The sequence below is a fragment of the Pseudoalteromonas sp. CuT4-3 genome (assembly GCF_035666335.1).
Taxonomy (GTDB): Bacteria; Pseudomonadota; Gammaproteobacteria; order Enterobacterales; family Alteromonadaceae; genus Pseudoalteromonas; species Pseudoalteromonas atlantica.
In genome coordinates, this window is record NZ_CP142030.1 from 3,457,796 (window position 1) to 3,481,311 (window position 23,516).

22 protein-coding genes and 4 tRNA genes are annotated in these 23,516 nt (G+C 41.9%); 13 read left to right on the forward strand and 13 right to left on the reverse strand.

Translation table 11 applies throughout. The features are described 5' to 3' along the window. Positions 1 to 19 precede the first annotated feature (19 nt). The 6 genes from VOI46_RS16065 (at position 20) to VOI46_RS16090 (ending at position 5,492) form a co-directional block, all read left to right on the forward strand. Complete coding sequence (locus VOI46_RS16065) at positions 20 to 1,942, forward strand: ATP-binding cassette domain-containing protein (protein WP_004589621.1); 1,923 nt, start codon at positions 20 to 22, stop codon at positions 1,940 to 1,942. After that, positions 1,926 to 2,348, forward strand: a complete 423-nt coding sequence (locus tag VOI46_RS16070; RefSeq protein WP_004589622.1) for a TIGR02444 family protein — start codon at positions 1,926 to 1,928, stop codon at positions 2,346 to 2,348. The genes VOI46_RS16065 and VOI46_RS16070 overlap by 17 nt, the downstream gene beginning before the upstream one ends. A gap of 381 nt (positions 2,349 to 2,729) precedes the next feature. Continuing rightward, entirely contained in the window at positions 2,730 to 2,876 is a 147-nt protein-coding gene (locus VOI46_RS16075) for a hypothetical protein (protein WP_004589623.1), read from the forward strand. Between the two features lie 111 nt (positions 2,877 to 2,987). After that, positions 2,988 to 3,980, forward strand: a complete 993-nt coding sequence (locus VOI46_RS16080) for a hydrolase (protein ID WP_004589624.1) — start codon at positions 2,988 to 2,990, stop codon at positions 3,978 to 3,980. Beyond that, complete coding sequence (locus VOI46_RS16085) at positions 3,977 to 4,231, forward strand: YheU family protein (protein ID WP_004589625.1); 255 nt, start codon at positions 3,977 to 3,979, stop codon at positions 4,229 to 4,231. The genes VOI46_RS16080 and VOI46_RS16085 overlap by 4 nt, the downstream gene beginning before the upstream one ends. Positions 4,232 to 4,295: 64 nt before the next feature. Beyond that, positions 4,296 to 5,492, forward strand: coding sequence for a dipeptidase (locus VOI46_RS16090; RefSeq protein ID WP_029773025.1), 1,197 nt, complete (start codon positions 4,296 to 4,298; stop codon positions 5,490 to 5,492). An 87-nt stretch (positions 5,493 to 5,579) separates the two neighbouring features. On the opposite strand, the gene VOI46_RS16095 is transcribed toward VOI46_RS16090, so the two are convergent. The 9 genes from VOI46_RS16095 to murB form a co-directional block, all read right to left on the reverse strand. After that, positions 5,580 to 6,748, reverse strand: a protein-coding gene (locus tag VOI46_RS16095; protein WP_095206617.1) for an IS3 family transposase whose coding sequence is annotated in 2 segments (ribosomal slippage) — positions 5,580 to 6,478 and positions 6,478 to 6,748 — 1,170 coding nt in all. Because the reading frame shifts where the segments join, the coding sequence is not laid out codon by codon here. 238 nt (positions 6,749 to 6,986) lie between these two features. Next, positions 6,987 to 8,171 (reverse strand): elongation factor Tu, encoded by a 1,185-nt coding sequence (gene tuf, locus VOI46_RS16100; protein ID WP_004589660.1) that lies wholly within the window; start codon positions 8,169 to 8,171, stop codon positions 6,987 to 6,989. A 135-nt stretch (positions 8,172 to 8,306) separates the two neighbouring features. Then, positions 8,307 to 8,382: transfer RNA gene (locus tag VOI46_RS16105), tRNA-Thr, on the reverse strand. 11 nt (positions 8,383 to 8,393) lie between these two features. Then, positions 8,394 to 8,468, reverse strand: a tRNA-Gly gene (locus VOI46_RS16110). Positions 8,469 to 8,513: 45 nt separating this feature from the next. After that, positions 8,514 to 8,598 (reverse strand) — tRNA-Tyr (locus VOI46_RS16115). A gap of 40 nt (positions 8,599 to 8,638) precedes the next feature. Next, positions 8,639 to 8,714 (reverse strand) — tRNA-Thr (locus tag VOI46_RS16120). Positions 8,715 to 8,825: 111 nt separating this feature from the next. Continuing rightward, positions 8,826 to 9,551, reverse strand: a complete 726-nt coding sequence (locus VOI46_RS16125; RefSeq protein ID WP_004587498.1) for a type III pantothenate kinase — start codon at positions 9,549 to 9,551, stop codon at positions 8,826 to 8,828. After that, positions 9,548 to 10,540, reverse strand: coding sequence for a bifunctional biotin--[acetyl-CoA-carboxylase] ligase/biotin operon repressor BirA (gene birA / locus VOI46_RS16130; protein WP_004587497.1), 993 nt, complete (start codon positions 10,538 to 10,540; stop codon positions 9,548 to 9,550). The genes VOI46_RS16125 and birA overlap by 4 nt, the downstream gene beginning before the upstream one ends. After that, positions 10,540 to 11,547: a UDP-N-acetylmuramate dehydrogenase gene (gene murB, locus VOI46_RS16135; RefSeq protein ID WP_004587496.1), complete on the reverse strand. Its 1,008-nt coding sequence runs from the start codon at positions 11,545 to 11,547 to the stop codon at positions 10,540 to 10,542. The genes birA and murB overlap by 1 nt, the downstream gene beginning before the upstream one ends. A 133-nt stretch (positions 11,548 to 11,680) precedes the next feature. On the opposite strand from murB, the gene VOI46_RS16140 reads away from it, so the two are divergent. Then, positions 11,681 to 13,525 carry a M1 family metallopeptidase gene (locus tag VOI46_RS16140; protein ID WP_004587495.1) on the forward strand — a complete coding sequence of 615 codons (1,845 nt, stop codon included), beginning with the start codon at positions 11,681 to 11,683 and terminating at the stop codon, positions 13,523 to 13,525. Positions 13,526 to 13,694: 169 nt separating this feature from the next. On the opposite strand, the gene VOI46_RS16145 is transcribed toward VOI46_RS16140, so the two are convergent. Next, on the reverse strand, positions 13,695 to 14,306 hold the full coding sequence (locus VOI46_RS16145) for a DUF2057 domain-containing protein (RefSeq protein ID WP_004587494.1): 612 nt from the start codon (positions 14,304 to 14,306) through the stop codon (positions 13,695 to 13,697). 88 nt (positions 14,307 to 14,394) lie between these two features. Here VOI46_RS16145 and VOI46_RS16150 point away from each other — a divergent pair, with 88 nt between their 5' ends. From VOI46_RS16150 to VOI46_RS16160, 3 genes are all read left to right on the forward strand, one after another. Continuing rightward, positions 14,395 to 14,766, forward strand: coding sequence for a histidine triad nucleotide-binding protein (locus tag VOI46_RS16150; RefSeq protein WP_004587493.1), 372 nt, complete (start codon positions 14,395 to 14,397; stop codon positions 14,764 to 14,766). A 219-nt stretch (positions 14,767 to 14,985) separates the two neighbouring features. Beyond that, the gene (locus tag VOI46_RS16155; protein WP_004587492.1) at positions 14,986 to 15,642 is read left to right on the forward strand and encodes a response regulator transcription factor; all 657 of its coding nucleotides are present in this window, start codon (positions 14,986 to 14,988) and stop codon (positions 15,640 to 15,642) included. Between the two features lie 116 nt (positions 15,643 to 15,758). After that, a complete protein-coding gene (locus VOI46_RS16160) occupies positions 15,759 to 17,915 on the forward strand; it encodes an ATP-binding protein (protein WP_004587491.1) in 2,157 nt (718 codons plus the stop codon). Between the two features lie 28 nt (positions 17,916 to 17,943). Here the strand turns inward: VOI46_RS16160 and VOI46_RS16165 are convergent, their stop codons facing one another. From VOI46_RS16165 to VOI46_RS16175, 3 genes are all read right to left on the reverse strand, one after another. Then, positions 17,944 to 19,362 carry a mannose-1-phosphate guanylyltransferase/mannose-6-phosphate isomerase gene (locus VOI46_RS16165; protein ID WP_039972228.1) on the reverse strand — a complete coding sequence of 473 codons (1,419 nt, stop codon included), beginning with the start codon at positions 19,360 to 19,362 and terminating at the stop codon, positions 17,944 to 17,946. Positions 19,363 to 19,430: 68 nt separating this feature from the next. After that, positions 19,431 to 20,204 (reverse strand): amidohydrolase, encoded by a 774-nt coding sequence (locus tag VOI46_RS16170; RefSeq protein ID WP_004587489.1) that lies wholly within the window; start codon positions 20,202 to 20,204, stop codon positions 19,431 to 19,433. Continuing rightward, positions 20,192 to 21,334 carry a methionine aminotransferase gene (locus VOI46_RS16175; protein WP_004587488.1) on the reverse strand — a complete coding sequence of 381 codons (1,143 nt, stop codon included), beginning with the start codon at positions 21,332 to 21,334 and terminating at the stop codon, positions 20,192 to 20,194. Before VOI46_RS16175 ends, VOI46_RS16170 begins: the two co-directional genes overlap by 13 nt. Before the next feature lie 212 nt (positions 21,335 to 21,546). On the opposite strand from VOI46_RS16175, the gene VOI46_RS16180 reads away from it, so the two are divergent. From VOI46_RS16180 to VOI46_RS16190, 3 genes are read left to right on the forward strand one after another with little or no spacing between them, the layout of a single operon-like run. Then, positions 21,547 to 22,170 carry a methylthioribulose 1-phosphate dehydratase gene (locus tag VOI46_RS16180; RefSeq protein ID WP_004587487.1) on the forward strand — a complete coding sequence of 208 codons (624 nt, stop codon included), beginning with the start codon at positions 21,547 to 21,549 and terminating at the stop codon, positions 22,168 to 22,170. Continuing rightward, positions 22,170 to 22,853 carry an acireductone synthase gene (gene mtnC / locus VOI46_RS16185; protein ID WP_004587486.1) on the forward strand — a complete coding sequence of 228 codons (684 nt, stop codon included), beginning with the start codon at positions 22,170 to 22,172 and terminating at the stop codon, positions 22,851 to 22,853. Before VOI46_RS16180 ends, mtnC begins: the two co-directional genes overlap by 1 nt. Next, entirely contained in the window at positions 22,850 to 23,392 is a 543-nt protein-coding gene (locus VOI46_RS16190) for an oxidase (RefSeq protein WP_004587485.1), read from the forward strand. The genes mtnC and VOI46_RS16190 overlap by 4 nt, the downstream gene beginning before the upstream one ends. Positions 23,393 to 23,516: the final 124 nt, after the last annotated feature.

Consider the following 23,516-nt stretch of genomic DNA (forward strand, 5'->3'; position numbering starts at 1 on the left):
ACAGTAAAGTAACGCATTCATGATCCAAATCTCAGAAATAGAACTACTTCGTGGCGGAAAAGCCTTATTAAAAAATGCCTCGGCTACTTTATTTCCTCAGCACAAAGTGGGCTTAGTTGGCGCTAATGGCTGTGGTAAATCTACCTTATTTAGTTTATTAAAATCTGAGCTGCAACTCGATGCGGGTGATTGCAATATACCGAAAGATTGGTCTATTGCTTCTGTAAAACAAGAAACCCCAGCCCTTGAAATAAGCGCCATTGATTATGTACTTCAAGGCCACCCTGAATACTATGCATTGCGCATTGCCCTGCGTGAAGCTGAGCAAACAAACGATGGTGACACCCAAGCCAAAGTACATATTCAGCTTGAAAATATTAAAGGCTACAGCATAGAGTCAAAAGCGGGCGAATTACTGCACGGCTTAGGCTTTGCTAATCACCAAATAGAAAACCCTGTAAGCGCGTTTTCTGGTGGTTGGCGTATGCGTTTAAACCTTGCACAAGCACTTATTCGCGATGCCGACTTACTATTACTCGATGAACCTACCAACCACCTTGATTTAGATGCCGTTTACTGGCTTGAGCGCTTTTTACGCGCCTACACAGGCACCTTGGTACTTATATCTCATGACCGTGAGTTTTTAGACGCCGTGGTTGATCAAATTTGGCATGTCGATAAACAGCTTATTAATGTGTACAAAGGTAATTACTCACAGTTTGAACGCCAAAAAGCAGAGCGCTTGTTACAACAACAAGCAATGTTTGAAAAACAACAAGAGCAAATTGCCCATCTTGAGCAGTTTATAACTCGCTTTAAAGCCAAAGCCAGTAAGGCCAAACAGGCACAAAGCCGTGTTAAAGCACTCGAACGTATGGAAAAGCTGGCACCTGCACATGCCGACTCACCATTTGACTTTGAGTTTGCCGAGCCAACAGCCCTGCCTAACCCGCTAATGACCCTAGATAAAGCAAAAGCAGGTTATGCCGATGTTACTATTTTAAATAATATCGCGCTAAACCTAGTTCCTGGCAGTCGTATTGCGTTACTCGGTCGTAACGGCGCGGGTAAATCAACGCTTATAAAGCTATTAGCGGGCGAGCTTGAGCCGCAAGCAGGTAAAGTGGTTCAGCACCATGGCTTAAATATAGGTTACTTTGCGCAGCACCAACTTGAATCACTTGATTTAAAAGCCAGCGCAGTGACCCATATTCAACGTTTAAACCCACAGGCCACAGAGCAATCATTGCGTGACTTTTTAGGTGGTTTTGCATTTATTGGCGATAAAGCACTTGAACCCGTGGCGCCGTTTTCGGGCGGTGAAAAAGCCCGCTTAGTGCTAGCCATGTTGGTGTATCAAAAACCCAATTTACTACTACTTGATGAGCCAACTAACCACCTTGATTTAGAAATGCGCCACGCGCTAGTAATGGCACTACAAGGCTTTGAAGGCGCCATGGTTACCGTATCGCACGATCGCCATATGCTTAAAAACACCGCCGATGAATTTTATTTAGTGGATGATGGCAAAGTCACTCAATTTGGTTACGACTTAGATGCGTATTACCAATGGTTACTCAATGCCAATAAAGAAGCCGCTAAAAGCCAGCAACCTGACGAGCCAAAAGCAAATCCAAGCGTTAACCGTAAAGAGCAAAAGCGCCTAGAAGCTGAGTTTAGAAAAGCCATTCAACCACTTAAAAAACAAATTGAAAAGCTTGAAAAGCAGCTCGATAAATTTACTGCAGAGCTTAGCGAAGTTGAAGTAGCCCTTGGCGACAACACCCTCTACAACGACGATAACAAAGCTCAGTTAAAAGAGCTAATCGCTAAGCAAGCCACGCTTACCCCTAAAGTAAACGACACTGAAGAAGAGTTACTAATGGCGCTTGAAGAAATGGAAGAAAAAGAGCAGGCCTTTGCCGATGAACTTGCTCAATAAAAACGACTTTTGGCAATTTGCCTGCGCTTTGTACGCAAAGCCTGGGCAACAACAAACCTTGCTGGCGCTACAAAACCAGCAAGGTAAAAACGTTAATTTGTGCTTATTTTTGCTGTACTTAGATTCACTTAAGCTAAGTATTAATGCCGAGCAGCTCAGTGCGTTAATAGCGTCGATTAATGAGTTTGATACGCAGGCACTTAAGCCACTGCGTTCCACACGCAAGTATTTAAAAGCCAATCAAGAAAGTATCAATGAGTATACACAAATACGCCAAGAGCTATTAAGCGCCGAATTAAAGCTTGAAAAGCAACAACAGCAAATACTGATTGATACAGCGAATAAACTTAGCTTTTTAGAAGCTGTAAAGCCAAACAATATTGAGCTGTATGTGAAAGCCACTTAGGCTGTCAGTTTTTACACCCTCTTCTAAATGCTCATTTTAAAGCCAATTAATCACAAGGAGGGTTAGAGACGCTGCGCTTTTAGAGGAAAATAAAAAACCAAGTTATTATCGCTAGAAGTATAAGCCTAGCCGCTGTTGGCTCGTGGTTATCTTTTCTCATTTACTTCTCATTCTTTTCTCTTTGTGCAAAAAATCTTTAAGCCGATTGATTCTTCAAAGCCTATAGGTGCTGCTGTAGGAACTGAATAACCCCAAAAACATGATCTATATCAACTTTACTTGGTTACTTTTTCCACGCAGGGAAATAGTTTGATCTCGATCACATTATGCTTTGCAAAGTCACTTTATGATGTCTCCATCAACTGAACGAGGAGATTAATCATGAACGTATTCTTTAGAGACTTTTTTAGCGACCCTGTTTTATTTATGTCTTTTGGGATTTTAGGCGTCGTGATTTCTCTTTGCCTATTTTACGCTTTTTACTTTATTAAAAAAATTAGCGAGGCTGAAGTTCCCGAGCATCATTAAGCACGACGCACAAAGCGCCTACTCAGGTTACTGATTAGGCGCTTTTTATTTTATAAAGCGAAAAATTTGGTACACTAACGCTTCGTTTTTTTCATAGTGCGTAGTACAAACATGATCAATAAGTTTAAACCAGCATGGTGGATGACCAATCGTCACGTTCAAACCATAATGCCGCGTTTTTTCCGTCCATTTCACAATACGTCCTACGAACTTGAGCAACTTGATACGCCCGACGGCGATTTTATTGAACTTGCATGGTCGCTGCCTCATAACGAAAACGCTCCCCTTACTGTGGTTTTACATGGCCTTGAAGGCAACATAAATAGCTTTTATGCCAAAGGCATGATGAAAGCCTTAAAAAAGCAAGGTTATGCCGTAGTACTTATGCACTTTAGAAACTGCTCAAGTGAAGTTAACCGCTTACCGCGTGCTTATCATAGTGGCGATACCGCCGACTTAGCTTTTTTTATAAATCATTTAAGGGAGCAATTCCCCAGCCGCCCTATTATGGCTGTTGGTTTTTCGTTAGGGGGCAATGTACTGGCTAAATACCTAGGCGAAGAGCGAGAAAACTGCCCGTTAAGTGCTGCAGCCGTGGTTTCGGCTCCTTATGATTTATCATCATCAAGCGATGTTATTCGTAAAAGCTTAGGCAAAATTTACCAAAAGTATTTGCTCGATAGAATGAAAAAATCAATGCAGCGTAAATTGCCACAAATTAAGCAGCAAATACCTATTACCTCTGAGCAGTTAATGAAAATTGACGATTTACTAGAGTTTGATAATCAACTAACCGCCCCACTGCATGGCTTTGAAAACGCACACGATTACTATCGCCAAGCCAGCGCAATGCCTTACTTAAAGCATATTGCGATTCCTACGTTTATAATTCATGCCAAGGACGACCCTATGTTGTCGATTAAAGCCGTGCCAAGTAGGCAAGATGTGAGTGAGCATGTTACCCTGAGCGTCTCTGAAAAAGGCGGCCACGTAGGGTTTATTAGCGGTAATAATCCGTTTAGGCCGGTATTTTGGCTTGAACAAGCCGTCCCTCATTATTTTGGCCAGCACGTCCCCACTAAAGCGAGCAGTAAGCAGTTATGATTATCCCTTTTGAACAACTTGATAAAGACACCCTCTATAACCTAATTGAAAGCTACGTGCTTCGTGAAGGCACCGATTACGGTGAGCAAGAAGTGAGTATTCAAAGTAAAGTAGCGCAGGTTAATCAGCAGCTTAGAAATGGTGAAGCGATGGTGTTTTTTTCTGAGCTACATGAGTCGGTCACTATTATTTCAAAAAATGAATTTAAAGCACTGCAAAGCGAAGAGCATGAAGCGCAGTCGTTTGATTAGCGCCTAACACTTGTAACTTTTGAGCTGAACGTACACAATGGCTTTTTACCCAAAGAGCCAAAACATGATAAAACTCAGCACTCTAGTGGTAGCCATATCACTAGCTTTAACACCACAAGCCTTTGCAGAGCAAGTAAAAAGCCCGTCAGACAAAGCAGTAAAACTAGCAAAAGACACTATTTTAATCGACACCCATATTGATGTACCTTATCGCATCCACGAAAAATGGGTTGATGTAACTAAAGCCACCGACGGCGGCGACTTTGACTACCCTCGCGCAGTACAGGGGGGTTTAAACGCCCCTTTTATGTCGATTTATATTCCTGCTCACTTAGAATTTGAAGGCAAAGGTAAGAGCTACCAGCTAGCCAATCAAATGATTGATAGCATGGAAGCCATTGCACAGCGCGCCCCTGAAAAATTTGCTATTGCTAGCTCAACAGCGGATATAGAAGCGCAATTTGAGCAAGGTAAACTGTCAATTGCGATGGGCATGGAAAATGGCTCGCCAATTGAAGGAAAAATGGAAAACCTTCAGCACTTTTTTGACCGCGGTGTACGCTACATCACACTTGCGCACTCGCAAAGCAACCATATTTCTGACTCGTCATACGATATTCGCCGTAAATGGAAAGGTTTAAGCCCATTTGGTAAAAAGCTAATTACTGAAATGAACAACGTCGGTATGCTAATTGACGTATCACATATATCAGATGATGCGTTTTATCAGGTAATGGAGCTATCTAAAACGCCGGTGATTGCTTCACACTCATCACTGCGCAAATACACGCCAGGCTTTGAGCGTAATATGAATGATGACATGTTATTAGCGCTTAAAAAGAATGGCGGGGTTATTCAAATTAACTTTGGCTCAAGCTTTGTAACCTCTAAAGCCGGTGCGTGGTACAAAGACCTTAAAAGCACTAAAGAGACCGTTAAAAAAGAAGGCACTAAGCCAAGTAAAGACTTTGATGCAGCGTACCGCGCTAAAAACCCATTCCCGTTTGCAAGCCTTGAGCAAGTACTTGATCATATTGATCACGTTGTAGAGCTTATTGGCATTGATTACGTGGGCATTGGCTCTGACTACGATGGGGTTGGCGATTCGTTACCGATTGGCTTAAAGGATGTATCTAGCTACCCTAACCTAGTACAAGGCTTAATGGACAGGGGTTACAGCGATTCAGACATTAAAAAGATTTTAAGCGAAAATACGCTAAGGGTTTGGAAGCAAGCCGAAGCATATGCGAAAAAGCACTAGCGTGTAAGCTGTAAGCTGTAAGCTGTAAGCTGTAAGCTGTAAGCTGTAAGCTGTATGATCTGACCCCGATAAAGTAGACACGGGGTTTTAATTCATTGATTCATATTGTATGGGGCTAACATTTCCAATCGTCCCATGCATTCGCACTGAGTTGTAGTAATTCTCAATATAAAAACGACTTTGTATTGTCATTTCGCTACGACTCAGTTCATTTAGATTACTCATCCATTCTTTTTTGTACTGAGCAAAAAAACTTTCTGAACAGGCATTATCCCAGCAGTTCCCCTTTCTCGACATGCTAATCGTTACACCTCGCTTGTTCAACCACGATATAGTCTCTTTAGCTCGATACTGGCTCCCTTGATCTGAATGAAACAGTAAACGTTGCCCGTTCGGCTTGCGCACATTCCAAGCCTTCTTTAGTGTTTTAATCACTAAAACCGCATTATTAATTCGACTTGTTGCCCAGCCCACAACTTTGCGTGAGTATAAATCTAAAATGACACATAAGTACTGCCAGCCTTCTTTACAGCGCACCTGAGTTATATCCGATACCCATACACTATTAGGCTCTTCAACATCAAATTGACGAGCAAGTAGATTCTCTGTCGTTATAAAACCCTGCTTTTTATTACCACTGGTGTAGCGACGCTTACCTGATTTAGAGCGATAACCTACGCTTTGTAATAAACGCTGCACTCGGCCTTTACTGCAATCATATCCGTCGGCTATGGCGGCTTGCCACAATTTTCTGTAACCAGGTATGCAGTGCTCTTCATTACTTCTTTTTATTAAAAACTGAAGTAAAAAATCATTTTTTCTTTCAACTGGATTCGACGACTGTTTCAACCATTTGTAATACCCAGCCTTAGAAACAGATAATAACTTACATAACTTGCTTACTGTTTTCTTCACCGTCGTGGTCTTATGAATATATTGAAACCTTATTCTTTTAGACTGTCGAAGTAGGCCCTCGCCTTTTTTAGTACGTCGTTCTCCAACTGTACGTCCTCAAGCTGCTTTTCAAGGTTACGAACTTGACGTTCAAGGTCTTTATATGACTTTTCTGGACCATGGTTTTTAAGTGGCTTAAGCTCTTTTCTTGAGGTCATTTTACTTCTCCAACTTGACAGCATATCGGGATGAATACCGTATTTATTAGCGGTCATTTTAACGGTACCGTGTGAGTCTAATGACTCCTGCACCACTTTTCTTTTAAATTCCTCTGTATGTTTACGAAACGCTTTTACTTTCATGAGAACTGACTCCTAAATAGGTGTCTACTTTTATGGAGTCAGATCAGTAAGCTGTAAGCTGTAAGCTGTCAAAAAGTTTAATTAATAGCACGGCCTAAAGTCGTGCTTTTTTATGTGTTAAGTATAATTTAACACCAAGCTACTGATAGCTGAAAGCTAAACACTTTTCTTCAGGCATTAAAAAAACCCGAGGCTAAGCTCGGGCTTTTTTAGTATTAATTAACTAAAACGTTAACTATTACTCTACGATAGTTGCTACAACACCAGCACCTACAGTACGGCCACCTTCACGGATAGCGAAACGAAGACCTTCGTCCATCGCGATTGGCGCGATTAGAGTTACTGTCATCTTAACGTTATCACCAGGCATTACCATTTCTACGCCTTCTGGTAACTGTACGTCACCTGTTACGTCAGTTGTACGGAAGTAGAACTGTGGACGGTAACCTTTGAAGAAAGGAGTATGACGACCACCTTCATCTTTAGAAAGTACGTATACTTCTGAAGTGAATGTAGTGTGTGGGTTGATTGAACCAGGCTTAGCTAGTACTTGACCACGTTCAACGTCTTCACGCTTAGTACCACGTAGAAGTGCACCAATGTTCTCACCAGCACGACCTTCGTCAAGAAGCTTACGGAACATTTCAACACCAGTACAAGTAGACTTAGTAGTCTCTTTAATACCAACGATTTCAACTTCGTCGTTCACGTTGATGATACCAGCTTCAACACGACCAGTTACTACTGTACCACGGCCTTGGATTGAGAAAACGTCTTCGATAGGCATAATGAATGGCTTATCGATGTCACGCTCTGGCTCTGGGATGTAAGAATCTAGTGCTTCTGCAAGCTCAACGATCTTGTCTTCCCACTGCTTTTCGCCTTCAAGTGCTTTAAGAGCAGAACCTTGAATTAGTGGTAAGTCATCACCTGGGAAGTCGTACTCAGAAAGAAGTTCACGAACTTCCATTTCTACTAGCTCAAGTAGCTCTTCGTCGTCAACCATGTCACATTTGTTCATGAATACAACGATGTAAGGTACGCCAACCTGACGAGAAAGTAGGATGTGCTCACGCGTTTGTGGCATAGGGCCGTCAGTCGCAGCTACTACTAAGATAGCGCCGTCCATTTGAGCAGCACCAGTGATCATGTTTTTAACATAATCGGCGTGTCCAGGACAATCTACGTGTGCGTAGTGACGAGTTGGTGTATCGTACTCAACGTGAGAAGTTGAGATTGTGATACCACGCTCGCGCTCTTCTGGAGCGTTATCGATTGATGCGAAATCTTTAGCAACACCGCCGTATACTTTTGCAAGTACGTTAGTGATTGCTGCAGTTAGTGTAGTTTTACCGTGGTCAACGTGGCCGATTGTACCAACGTTTACGTGCGGTTTTACGCGTTCAAACTTTTCTTTTGCCATGACGGAACCTATCAGTTTTGTGTATCTAGATTACATATGAAAATAATCCACCAGAGGTAGATTAATTTAATTTTTTCAAATTTCAAATAGTTTTTTCTGACAGATAAAGGAAGTATTCAAGGAGATTCATATGACTGGTGCTGATAGGCAGATTTGAACTGCCGACCTCACCCTTACCAAGGGTGCGCTCTACCAACTGAGCTATATCAGCAACACCATAATTGGAGCGGGCAGCGGGAATCGAACCCGCATCATCAGCTTGGAAGGCTGAGGTAATAGCCATTATACGATGCCCGCTTTAGGAACCTGTTCTTAAACTACCTCTAACCGTCAAGAATAAAGTGGTGGAGGGAGCTGGATTCGAACCAGCGAAGGCTGAGCCGTCAGATTTACAGTCTGATCCCTTTGGCCGCTCGGGAACCCCTCCACGATAATTCTTTACTAATTCACTTTCGGTAAAAGGAAAGTGGTGCCGACTAACCGAGTCGAACGGTTGACCTACTGATTACAAGTCAGTTGCTCTACCAGCTGAGCTAAGTCGGCACTGCTTTAGTACGGGGCGAGATATTAGAGTAAGGTTTATTATGATGCAACTATAAAATTAAAAAAAATGTAATTTTTTAGCTTAAATGCTCACAATTCATGCAAAAGTGCTTAATTTTGCCGTTTTTCGTCGTTTTTACTTAGCTCATGCCAATAATTTAATCCTTTCATAACCAATAATGAATCAAAAATACTGCCACTTATTTGTTGCTGTAACAGCAAACCGTAACCACCTGCGCACAAAATTTGTGGTTTTTGTTCGCCTGTTACGTGTTTGAGTTGATATTTGGCCTGTTCAATAGCGCCTAATGTTGCCACCAGTGCGCCATTTTTTAATCCGTTGGGTGTGTTTTTACCTAGCTCGTTTAAAAAGGGGGTATTGGCATCATCAAACACGCGCTGAGTATTTTGTGTTAATGAGCGAGTCATTAAATCAAGGCCGGGCAATATCCAGCCTCCTAAGTGCTCGCCTTCGCCGCTCAGTACATCAATAGTGGTTGCAGTGCCAGCATCAACAATAATACACGCTCTGTTTGGGTAAAGCGTAAAACCTGCCACCAGTGCAAGCCAGCGATCAATACCTAAATTGCTAACCTGTTCATATGCGCAACTTAAGCCACTGAGATTTTTACTAACATGCGCCTCACAACACGGAATGCTTTTTTTGGCGGCTAATGTGAGCGCGTCATTTAATAATTCACTGTTACCTACACAAGCATACACAACCTCAGTTATTGCTTGCCACGGCACGTCGCTCATAGAAACGGGCGTTGCTTGTTGCTCGCGCCATAAGGCCGCTTTTAATGACGTATTACCTACATCTATTAGCAGTTTCATAATTCGGCCTTTCTTAACGAGATTTCGCCACCATAGTAACTTTTAACTTCGCCGTCTTGGCGAATGCGTATTCCGCCGTGCTGATCAATACCCTCACAAATACCCCGCCAGCTTCTGTGCCCCGTATTTAGCTCTACGCATTCTCCTGCAAAGGCGTTTAGGGCGTTCCACTGTGCGTACATGCTGTTTAGCCCGTCTTGCTGGTAATCTGCCAAACGCTGCTCTAAATAAAAGGTAAGCGAAGCAACTAACTGGTTTTTATCAAGCGCGGTGGTGTGTTGGCTTAAATCAGTCCATGCTTGGTCAATGTGTTCGCTGGTGTTTTGCGGCATTTGTAGATTAATGCCAATACCAATGACTAGCTGACAAGGGCCTTGCGGTTGCCCATCTAGCTCAACTAATACTCCGGCTAGTTTTTGCTTATTTATATATATGTCGTTTGGCCATTTAAGTTCAATGTCTATATCGTAAAGTGCTTTTATAGCATCGTATACCGCAAGCCCTACTGCAATTGATACGCCCATAGCAGCTTGCAGGCCATCATCTAAGCGCCAAAAATAACTGTAATATAAATTAGCCCCAAATGGAGATTGCCATACCCGCCCTCGCCTTCCGCGCCCGGCTTGCTGCATTTCGGCAACTACAACAGTGCCAGACTCAAGCGCGACTTTATTTTGAATACGGCGCATTAGCTCGCTGTTGGTTGAATCTATAATAGGGTGTACTTCTACTTGGGCTGTATTAGCACCTAATGCATGGTAATGTTTGGTTATATCGTCTCGGTTTAGCAAACCCACCGCATTGTTTAAACTGTAACCTTTACCCGTCACTTTAAATATATCGAGCCCCATGCCTTGCAGTGTTTGTATATGTTTACTCACTGCAGCACGGCTTATACCCAGTTGCTCGCCAAGGACTTGGCCCGATACAAAGCCACCTTGGTTAAGTGCATTTAATATAGCTAGTTTATTTCCATCTGGTGCTTTCATTACGCGTGCTCCGTAATAACATGGCATTCACTATTTGTGTTTATAAGCCTTACTTCGTGCTCTAGCATTATGCCGTAACGTGTAAACACCGTATTTTGTATATGCGTGATCATAGTAATTAAATCGCTTCCTTTACTATCACCATGATTAACTAATACCAGCGCCTGCTGCTGATGCACCTCAATCCCTGCTACTGTAAAGCCCTTCAAGCCCGCTTGGTCAATTAGCCAACCTGCCGCCACTTTGTGATGGCTTTTCCCATAGGGGTAATGCGGTAAATCACCAAACCGCACGAGCAGCCCTTCCAAACGCGCATTGCTAATAATCGGATTTTTAAAAAAGCTACCCGCATTGGCTAAAGTGTATGGGTTTGGCAGCTTAGCGTTACGAATTTCAATAACCTGCTCAAATACCATTTTAGGGGTGGGATTTTGCAATACTTTGAGTGGGCCATAACTTAAAACTGGCTGCCACTTTTTAGGGAGCGCTAAATTAACTTGAGTGATCACCGCTTTGTTTTTTAAAGCATGTTTAAAAATAGAGTCACGATAAGCAAACTCACACTGTGCGTTAGTTAAAGTCACTTTGGTTTTTGTGGCTATATCAATGTATTCAACCGACTCTACAAATTGAGCGAGCTCAACACCATAAGCACCAATGTTTTGTACCGGCGACGCCCCAACAGTGCCCGGAATAAGGGCTAGGTTTTCAAGCCCTGCAATATTTTTATCAAGTAAATAGCTTACTAGGTTATGCCAGTTCTCACCCGCAGCTGCACTCACTAATACGTCATTTTCACGCTCGGTAATAGTAATGCCCTTAGTGGCCATTTTAATTACGGTGCCTGCGTAGTTTTCTAAAAATATTGTGTTGCTACCTTCCCCTAATAAACAAAACGGAGCACTAAAACGGTGTGCTTTAAGTTGCTCAACCGAGGTTATTTCAACAAAATGCTGGCATTGATTGTTTAGTGCAAAGGTATGTAAAGGTTTTAATGAGTGCGCCACAAAGGTCTCTGAGTGTACTGGTAACTAATCGCAGTAGTTTACCTTATTGTCGCAAAGAATGTAAAAATCACTCAACCCGCTGTATCAATCATGATATAAAACCTGCACTTATTATTAGTGTTCAGGGTATTTTATGAAAATTAAACCTCTTTTTTTAAGCCTCGCTATGGCCGGTATGTGCTCGCAAGCAATGGCAAACGCGATTGATCAAAACTCATACGCCAACCTAGATGATGTGGTAACAACACACTTAAACCTTGATTTAGATGTCGATTTTGCCGACAAGCAATTAGAAGGTTTTGTTGAGCACACGCTAAAGTGGAACAATGACACAAGCAAAAAGCTGGTACTTGATACCCGCGACTTAGACATTGATAAAGTAATGTACCAAGATACCTCGGGCGATTGGCACAAAGCTAAATTTACACTTGCAGATCGCGATGATGTTAAAGGCTCAAAACTAACAATTACTTTAAAAAGCCAAGCGCCAAAAGTACGTATTTACTACAACAGTCGCCCAGAAGCATCTGGCCTGCAATGGTTAACACCAGAGCAAACAGCCAGCAAAACGCACCCGTTTATGTACAGCCAATCGCAGGCTATTCACGCTCGTAGCTGGTTGCCAGTACAAGATACCCCTGCCATGCGCGTTACTTACTCTGCCCGTATTCATACACCAAAAGATATACGTGCCGTAATGAGCGCTGATAACAAAGACGCACTATACAAAGATGGCGACTACCACTTTGAGATGCCACAAGCTATTTCGCCGTACTTAATTGCGATTGGTGCAGGTAATTTAGAATTTAAAGCCATGTCAAAACAAACTGGTATATTTGCCGAGCCTGAAATTTTAGACGCTTCGGTTGCCGAGTTTAACGACACCCAAGCCATGATCGACAAAACCAACGAAATGTATGGTGAGTATGCATGGGGCCGTTACGATTTATTAATGTTACCGCCTAGCTTTCCGTTTGGTGGCATGGAAAACCCGCGTCTTTCGTTTATTACCCCTACCGTAGTTGCTGGCGATAAAAGCTTAGTAAACCTTATTGCCCATGAGCTTGCACACTCTTGGTCTGGTAACTTAGTTACCAACGCTACGTGGGAAGATTTATGGTTAAACGAAGGTTTTACCTCTTACGTTGAAAACCGCATTATGGAAGAAGTGTTTGGCCGCGACCGCGCCGTAATGGAGCAAGCTTTAGATGCAGCAGGCTTACGCGCGCAACTTAAAACCATTGATGCACCCGATACGCGCCTTAATTTAAAACTTAATGGCCGCGATCCAGATGATGCATTTAGCTCAGTGCCATACACTAAAGGTCAGCTATTTTTAATCTACCTAGAAGAAAAATACGGCCGTGATAAGTTTGATGACTTTGTTAAGACCTACTTTAATGAGTTTGCATTTAAATCGCTGACTACTGCGCAATTTGTTACTTATTTAAAAGCTAACTTAATTGAAAAATATCCAGGCGTTGTAAGCATGGATAAAGTGAATGAGTGGATTTTTGAGCCAGGTTTACCAAGCGATGCACCTAACCCAACATCGGATGCGTTTGATAAAGTAGATACAGCAAGCGCAGCATGGTTAAAAGGAGAAACAAGCGCAGCACAATTACCTACGGCTCAATGGACAGTGCACGAGTGGTTACACTTTTTAAATAACCTACCACGTGATTTAAGCTTAGATAAGATGAGCGAGCTTGATAAGCAATTTAACTTAACGCAATCAACCAATGCAGAGCGCGCGTTTGCATGGTTTATGTTAGCCGTAGGTAATGGTTACCAACCTATTTACCCAGCGCTTGATAAGCACTTATCAGGTATAGGCCGCCGTAAATTAATTGTGCCGTTATACAAAGCACTTATTAAAAATGATAAGCGTGAGTGGGCACATGATGTATACATCAAAGCACGCCCAGGCTACCACCCGCTCGCACAAGGCACCATTGACGCTTTATTTGATAAATAAGCAACCTGTGCTACCCCTAAAGGTGTTCACACCTTTAGGGTAAAACAACAAAACCATTAAAAAAGGCCGATTTATCGGCCTTTTTTAATACTGTAATTTTCTCAAGCTAAAAACTATAACTAAGTTCAGCGCAGTTAGCACTTAAAATCAGTAGCTTGAGATAAGTTTATTATTCAGCGCCTTGGTTCGTTACCTTTTCTAAAAAGGCCTTTCGCTCAGCAATCGTGGCTTGCTGCCACCAAAATTCTAGCATTTGCGGTGCACTTGGCATGCCTTTGCCATTAATAGGCGCAATAGGCTTTATAGGTTGGCTTGGACGCGTTGGACCCGCTGGCACCGTATTTTGTAAAGCAGGCTTTTGACTTGCAAGCTGTGTATTTGAAATAACACTAAGCGGCTGTGCCACAGACGCGCCCTTTGCTTTTAAACTTACCTGTGGTGCCTCAGCAAATATTTTCGCTGATACCGCGTTATCGGCACGATTAAACACCATGTCGTAGTCTTTGTTATCGTCAATAGTAATATCGACCCAAAACGGTTCAGACTCTATTACCTCATGGTCGTCAAAGCCTAGCTCGTATAAATCGGTGTATTTTAATTTTAATCGATAAGACCCTGGGGCAAGTTCAATGTCGTCAACGCGGCTAAATAAAGAGCTTTCAATGACTCTTTCGCCGACTTGTAAAGGCACTAACTCTTCAGGAAAGTGAATATTTCCGGCACTTACTGACATACTTATCAATAGTCCCGCAGCTGCAGTTATTAACATTGGTTTACGCATAAAAACTCCTTTATTTGTTTTGAGTTTGACACTGCAAACAAAATTTGTCATTAGTGACTTTAAATTCAACCCTTACACTGAAACGATTATGAGCACAGAAACAATATTTACAAAAATTATTAACCGCGAAATTCCTGCCGACATTATTTACGAAGACGACACCACCCTTGCATTTAAAGATATAAACCCGCAAGCCCCTTTTCATGTGTTAATTATTCCAAAAAAAGCAATTGCCACTATCAATGATATTAACAGCGAAAACTCACATTTAGTTGGAAATTTATACGAGGTTGCTGCTAAATTAGCCAAGCAATTTAACTTTAGTGACGATGGCTACAGAGTAGTAATGAACTGCAATAAACACGGCGGGCAAACCGTGTATCACATACATTTACATATGCTTGCAGGCAAAGAAATGGGCTGGCCTCCGTATCAAGAAGCTAAAAAATTAAAAATTTAATAATAAAAATTCAATGGAATTATTAGTATTTAGCTAGTTACAAATGTTATGGTTTATCATGTATATAAAGTGAAAAACAATTACTTATTTGCAACATTTTATGTTTAAATAATCGTAAAATCGTACTTGTTCACAAGGCGAAACCCGACTTTCTAATACAAAAGGTGTGGAAGTCGTGATAAACTTAACTAGTCAGCTTTATAAAAAGAGTATAAAAACATGAGCAGTTCAGCCTTTTTGTTATTAGATCAAGAGCCAATTAACACCATTGGCATTAACGTTTTAGAACCTTTGTTAAAAACGCAAGGCCTTGACGTAACCACGGGTACAAATATTTTAGATGTACCAGAAGGGACTCGATTACTGTTCATTGAAACATCAAGTAACGATGCATGGGGTAAACTAAAAGAACAGCTAGTTAACCTGCGCACCAAGTGCGATATCGTATTATTTAACCTAGACGAAAACCCAGAGCTCGCTAACCGCGCGCTGTTGAGCGGTATTCGTGGCGTGTTTTATACGACAGATAACGCTGATGTATTAATGAAAGGTATTCGCTTACTTTTAGAAGATCAGCTTTGGTACAGACGTGACATTATGTGTAATGCATTAAACCGCATGCTGCAGTTTAATAAAGACGCACTACACAAGCTGACCGAAGGCGATATAGAGCCAATTAAACTCACTAAACGAGAAAAAGCAATAATCTCGTTAATGAGTAAGGGTTCTAAAAACAAAGAAATTGCTGAAGATTTAAGCATCAGCCCGCACACAGTTAAAACACATTTATACAGCGCATTTAGAAAAACTAAATGTCGTAACCGTATTGAGCTACTATCTTGGGCTCAACAAAACATTCCAGACGAAATTCGTTAATCAATTTCGTAATTTAAAAACAGGCACTTATGGTGCCTGTTTTTGTTTATGCTGCATGCTTGTTAAATTAATCGCTTTTTATTACTCTATTTAAAGTACCCATTGCTGGAACCTCTATGCTCGACTCATTTACCCTCTTTTTTGCCAGCATTGCCGTTATTATTGTAATGACCCTTCTTAACTTTTTAACATGGCGTACCAACAAAAGTACCCCAGGTACTCTGCTTTATATTTTTTACCCGGTTTTATTACTAGGCGCAGTAATTGGCTTTACGCTTATTGGCAAAACGCACAACCTTATTGTGATTAGTATTGCCAGCAGTATGATGTTTGGCGCATCAATTGTGCACAGCTTGGCTATATGCCAATTTTTAGATTATAGGGGTATTGGCTTTAAGCTACTGTGCTCCTTTACCGCGTTTAGCGCCGTAATGTTGGGGTATTATTCTTTTATTGACCCTTCTTTACGCGAGCGTATTTACGTCTCGGATGTACAGCACATTGCAGAAGCCACTTTTTTGCTGTTTTTATTTATTAAATATGCCCGAAAAACCTACCCAAATGGCACCATTGTTTACATTTTAATATTAACTTTAGTTGGCCTGAGCTTTATTAGCCGCTCACTATTTATGGTTAATATTGAACAACCCCTGCTATTGCAAAGCCCATGGTTTAGCAGCTTACTGTTTTTAAATGGCGTTATTGCACCTATGTTTTATGCCGCCGGTATGGCGCTTTTGTGTAATGAACGCAGAGAAAAAAACCTTAACAAGCTGGCCGACAAAGCCCAAAAAGATCTAGAGATTAGAGGCCTGTTTTTATCAACGATTAGCCATGAAATTCGCACCCCCCTTAATGGCATATTAGGCAGCGCCCAATTGGTTATGAACCAAAGCACCGACACCCGCAATAAAGCCTATTGTGAGGCCATCATTAATTCAGCCGAGTCATTAAATTTACTGGTTGATAAAGTGCTTGACTACGCAAGCCTAGATCAAAGTGATGAAGCACTTTACGAAGAAGACATTGAATTTAAAACCTGGTTAAACAATTTATGTTTATTACTCAGCCCATTAGCGGAGCAAAAGCAGCTTAAGTTTGAACTGGTATGTAATATCCCTGAACAAGCCTGTTACTACTGCGATCAGCAAAAATTAAGGCAAATTATTATTAACCTTGTTGGTAACGCCATTAAGTTTACCGACCACGGTATAGTAAAAATTCAGGTTGATTTAATAAGCGACAGGCAACTTGAGCACACCATAAAAATTAGCGTTAAAGACTCAGGCCCTGGTATCGAAAAAGACGAAATAGCCTACTTAACCGAACCCTACGTACAAAGTAGCGCCGGCAAAGAAAAAGGCGGCACCGGCCTTGGGCTTGCCATCACCAGCCGCTTACTAGAAAAGCTAGGCAGCCGCTTAGAAATAACCAGTCAACTAGGCACTGGTAGCGTATTTAGCTTTACTACCACCTTTACGCTAGGGGAGCTTAGTTTGGTAGAGCAGCGACATCAAAACAAAGACTACTTAACCGGCCTTGAAGTACTGCTAGTCGAGGATTTAGATTTAAATCAAAAAATTGCCATTGAATTTATGGCCGAAGATGAGCATAAAATAAAGCTCGCCAAAGATGGAAAAAGTGCTATTGAACTGCTGCAAACGCATCACTTTGACGTTATTTTACTGGATATGAACCTGCCAGACTTTACCGGCCAAGAAGTATTAAAACGACTGCAGCGTTTGGAGCATAAAAACCAGCGCACGCCCGTACTGGCTTTTACAGCAAGCTTAAGCCCTGACGAGGTAAAAGAATACTTAGCTCTGGGAATAAAAGACATAGTAGGCAAACCAATTAAGCAGCAAAAGCTTCGCCAAGCACTGAGTGATTCACAATCCAATCAAACTGCAAATATAGCTGTAGAGCTAGTAGACACCTTATACGACGAAACCGCAGCAGAAACGCTAACTAGCTCATTTAGTGAGGATGAAGTGTCGTCGATTTACAATGAATTTGTACTCTCAGCACGGACTAAACTAACCCGATGCCAAGAACTTATTAACCAGCAACCAGAGCAGTGCATTAAATTATTGCACCGCCAAGCAAGCACCGCGCTGCAATTAGGCTTTAACCGTTACGGTATTGAGCTTAAAAAAATAGAGCGCCGCCTGCTTGATAACAAACCCCATAACAACCTGCTAGATGAGGCGTTAGAGCTATGGCAGCGCAGCCTAGAACAATACTTAAAGTATGTGCGCGGGCAGTTGAGTTAATGGGCTTTTCAATTGCAGATTAAGCTGTTTACTCTCTTCCATACTTATCATCAAAACGCTCTATGTCACTTTCATCTAGTACGGCGCCAGTTTGTACTTCAATGACAATTAGCGGCTCTTTTTGATTGTTCGCTAAGCTGTGTATTTGTTTTGCTGCAATGTAGCAAGATTGGTCGTGATTTAGAGTTAGCAATTGCTCATCAATCCGAACATCAGCAATACCCGATACCACTACCCAATGCTCTGCACGATGCTGATGACGCTGCGTTGAAAGTTTAGCAGCGCTGTTTACGGTTATTTTTTTAACTTTAAACCCTGCCCCTGTTACTAAAGTGCGGTAATTGCCCCATGGCCGATACACAACCTGATGGTGATTGAGTTTATCACTTTGGCTAACCGCTAATTGCTTGAGCAATAAAGGCAGACCATCGAGCTTGTTTTTATTGGCAACGAGGGTGGCATCGTGGGTATGAATAATAGCTAAGTCGCTAACTCCAAGGGTAGCAACGCTGTGATCGTTTTCGCTTATAACAAAATTATTAGTACTATTCTGCGCGCTATGGCTGTCGTTTTCATTATTGCCATGTGCATCTTTTTTAATAAGGCTAGCCAAGGCACTAAAGCTGCCTACATCACTCCAATTAAGAGCAACAGGCAGCACTGCTACATTATTACTGCGCTCTAAAATAGCGTAATCGATAGAGTCACTTGGGCAGTTTTTAAGTGGCTCACTTACCGGCCTTGTAAACCCTAAATCGTCAGAGAAATTAGCCGCCGCGCTTACACTGTGTGCAATTTTTGGGGCAAAGCGTTCTAGCTCATTTAAATAGGCTTGTGGTGTAAATAAAAACATACCGCTATTCCAGCTATAACCGCCTTGAGTTAAATAATGCTCAGCGGTAGCCAAGCTTGGCTTCTCTTTAAATTCAGCCACTTTATAGCAATTTGAGCCCGCTATTTTGCTACCTTGTTTAATGTAGCCAAACCCAGTGTGGGGCTGTGTTGGTGTAATTGAAAACGTGACCAACATACCTTGCTGGGCTAATTCAATTGCATCGTTTAGTTTAAGTGTAAGCTCAGTAAAGTTGGATATATGATGATCGGCAGGCATCACCAGTATTGGCCCAGTTATGCCTTGCTGTAAAGCGTAGTGTGCTGCCAGCGCAATAGCCGGCGCGGTATTTTTACCCTGGGGCTCTAACAAAAGTGCATGAGGAGCGGCCTGTGCACTTTGCTCAGCAGCAATAAAACGGTGCTGCTCGTTACAAACAAGTATTGGCTTTGCAAACTCCTTGCCCGATACACGCGCTAACGTACTTTGTAATAGTGAGTGTTTGTTATCAAGCAGAGGTAAAAATTGCTTAGGCATAGCTTGGCGAGAAAGCGGCCATAACCGCGTGCCAATGCCGCCCGCTAAAATTACCGGTGTAATAAGGGTTGTATTCATAAAGCCGCCAATAAACATATCAGCGGCTATTTTAGCACTTTATTAGCTAGGCGCTAATGCTTAGCGATTTATACCAAGGTAAACGCGTCGGCATCTAAATAAGCAGGAAACGAGTCTTTAAAATCATCGAGCGGTGCTTTTTCAAGTGTTACGGTAAGTAACTCTTGTGTATTGTCTTTTGCTTTGGCGATTGTATCGCCTTTAAAGTCGTACACGGCCGTGCCGCCATTGTGCGCAACACCATTGCCATCGTCGCCAACACGGTTAACGGCTACTACATAACATAGGTTTTCCATAGCACGCGCCATTAATAGCGTATCCCAAATATGGCGACGAACCGCAGGCCAGTTTGCAACGTTTATCATTACATCGTAATCATTATTGTTGCGCTGAAAAACCGGAAAGCGCAAGTCGTAACATACTTGCGGCAGTAACTTAAAACCGTTAATTTCAAACGTTTTACGCGCTTGTCCTGCGACAACGTAATCGCCCTCACTGCCTAAGCGAAATAAATGACGTTTATCGTAATAATTTACCTCGCCACTTGGCGTCACCCAATAAAAGCGATTCGCTTTTTTATCGCCTTGAGCAACCAAGACCGAACCTGCAATAACGGCTTTATGTTTATGTGCTTGGGTTTTAAGCCAGCTGAGCACTTTGCCATTTTCGGGTTCTGCGCAATCAAGATTAATAGCAAAGCCTGTGGCGAAGGTTTCGGGTAGTAAAATTAAATCAGGTTGAGCGCTCATCGCTGCTAATTTTTTATCAAACATGGCTAAATTGGCGTCTTTATCAAGCCAATGCAGCGCACTTTGAACGAGTGTAAGCGTTAAAGTTGACATAATATTTGCGCGGCCTCTATTAAGGTTTCATCGTTTTTAGCAAAACACAGTCGAATCACTTTATCATTTGAAGGTTGCTTATAAAACACACTTAAAGGAATAGCAGCAACCCCAGCTTGCTCTACTAACCAGTGGCAAAAATCCACATCATTAAGATCAGACACCTCACTGTAATCGAGCAATAAAAAGTACGTACCTTGGCTTGGTAAAATATTAAAACGGCTGTCACTTAAGTGCTGTGCCAGTAAGTCGCGCTTTTGCTGATAAAAATTACTCAGCTCATCGACATGCTCGCCTTGTTGTTCAAGCATGTCGGCCAATGCGTGTTGTGCAGGTGTAAAACTTGAAAAAGTAACATACTGGTGTATTTTTCTAAATTCAGTAGCGAGCGGTGCAGGCGCAATACAGTACCCCATTTTCCAGCCGGTACTGTGAAACGTTTTGCCAAAGCTTGATATAACAAAGCTTTTTTCACGTAGCTGCTCATCACAAAGCATGCTTAAGTGCTTATCGCCATCAAAGGTAATATGTTCGTAAACTTCATCACTTATTACATATAAATCGTGATCGTTCACTAACGATTTAAGCGCGTTTATATCATGGCTTTTAAGTATTTTTCCGCTTGGGTTGTGTGGCGTATTAATAATTATAGCGCGCGTGTTTTTGCTCACTGCACTGCGAACAGTTTGCCAATCAATAGCATAATCGGGGGCATGCAATGCAATATGAACTGTTTTACCGCCAGCAAGCTCAATGGCAGGCTGGTAAGAGTCATAAGCGGGGTCAAACACAATAACTTCATCATCGGGGCGTACTATAGTTTGAATAGCCACAAATAATGCTTCGGTGGCGCCCGACGTTACCGTAACTTGCTCAGCTGCATCAATATTAGCCGCGTGTTTACGCGAAACTAAATTTGCTATTTGTTGCTGTAAACGGGGCACACCACTGGATGGCGAGTATTGATTAACCCCTTGCTGAACATAAAAATTTAGCTGGTTTTTCAGTAGTTCTGGCGCATCAAACTCAGGAAAACCCTGCGATAAATTTATTGCCGAATGCTGACTTGCCAAGCCACTCATTTGGCTAAATATACTAACACTTAAATTTGGTAATTTACTTTCAAACACGACAGGCCCTTAATGATGGTTTTGCGCTTAAAGCGATGCTATCATTGCTTAAAACAGAAGTATAGCCGTCTAAAATTAAATAGCTTTATATCAATTTGCTTAATTAACTGAGCTATTTTGAGGTAGCAAAAACGCAGCTCGCGTTTGGTTTAGCGCCTCAAACGCATTAAGTATTATTACGCATTGGTATTACACTCATTGGTGAGGAATGTATGCACAACAATACCGCTATTTCGCAACTTATTGAAGCCGGAAAATGGATCAGTCAAAAAGGCTGGGTTCCCGCCACCGGCGGAAATTTTTCGGCGCGCACCGCAACTGGGTATGTGGTTACCGCTAGCGGCTTTGATAAAGGCCAGCTCGGTACACACACATTCATTGAGCTTGATCATCAAGGTAATCGCACTAAAGGTGCTGGCAACCCATCGGCCGAAACGCAACTGCACCTAGGCATGTATAAGCTTATTCCGCACGCAAACGTGGTGCTGCATACTCACTCAGTAGCAGCCACCGTACTATCGCGTGTAATTAAAAGCCATGCATTAAATTTAAGCGGTTACGAAATGCAAAAGTCACTCAGTGGGGTAACTTCGCATTTAGATACGCTCAGCATTCCTATTTTTGAAAACGACCAAGACATAGACCGCTTAAGTTTGCTGCTTAGCGATCACCATTTACATACACCCATTGAACATGCAGTGTTAATTCGTGGGCATGGCGTTTATGTAGTAGGGCGTAATTACAAGCAAGCACTTCGCCATTTAGAAGGGTTAGAGTTTTTATTTAGTTGCGAGCTGGAACGGTTAAAAATAGAAGGTATTGGGGCACAGCTATAATGATAAAAGCAATTTTAACTGATATTGAAGGCACCATAACACGTATCTCATTTGTAAAAGAGGTGCTGTTTCCGTATGCAGCTAAACAACTAGCAACGTTTATGCGCTTAAACGAAAATAAACCCCATGTCGCTGAGCAAATAGCGGCTGTTAAAGCCATTATTAATCAGCCAGATGCCGATATAGAAAATGTCATTAGCGTGTTACTAAAATGGATTGAAGAAGATAAAAAAATTACCCCTTTAAAGCAAATACAAGGGTTAATTTGGCAAACGGGCTACGAGCACGGTGATTTTAAAGGCCACCTATACGCAGATGCGTTTGAGTTTTTACAAGCTCAGCACGCTCAAGGCACCGCACTCTATGTGTATTCATCAGGCTCGGTGAGGGCGCAGCAGTTACTCTTTAAATACAGCGACTATGGCGATATTCGCCCTCTGTTTAACGACTTTTTTGATACCAAAGTCGGCGCAAAGCAAGAGCAAGCTGCCTATAACACTATCGTTAACCAGCTCCCTTTTAGTGCTAACGAAATCTTGTTTTTAAGTGATGTTGCAGGTGAGCTTGATGCAGCCAAAGCCGCAGGGCTTAAAACCTTGCACTTAATACGTGATGGCCAAGCACATAGCGCGCACCCATATGTACATGACTTTAGCACAGTTAAATTGGAGCAATTTGCATGAGCCAATTAACAATTTATGCTGACAACAATCCAAGTAATGCGCTGGTAAACACCTGTGATTTAAGCGAAATTACTCAGCAATTAGCAAAGGTAAATGTACGTTTTGAACAATGGCAAGCAACCGCACCCATTAATGAGCACACCACAAATGAGCAAATTATCGCAGCGTATAAAAATGATATAGCACGCTTAAAAGCGCAAAATGGCTACCAAACGGTGGATGTTATTTCGCTTGCAAAAGGTAATCCTGCAGCGGCACAAATGCGAGAAAAGTTTTTATTTGAGCACACTCATAGTGAAGACGAAGTTCGTTTTTTTGTAAAAGGCCAAGGGTTATTTTGCCTACATATTGATGCCAAAATTTACCAAGTATTATGCCAGCAAGGTGACTTAATTTCGGTCCCAACCCTTACCCCACATTGGTTTGATATGGGGAGCGACCCAGAGTTTACCGCCATTAGATTATTTAATAATACCGAGGGCTGGGTTGCAAAAAGCACCGAGTCTGAAATTGCGAAGCAGTTTACGTTGCTCCCGTAATAAGAGGTGGTTTTAAATTTTTAACAGCATTCAAATAGCTAATTAAGTATTCACATTAAACTTGCTTGATGACTTAAAACGTTTAACTCTGTAATATTATTTTAGTAGTAACACTAATAACGAG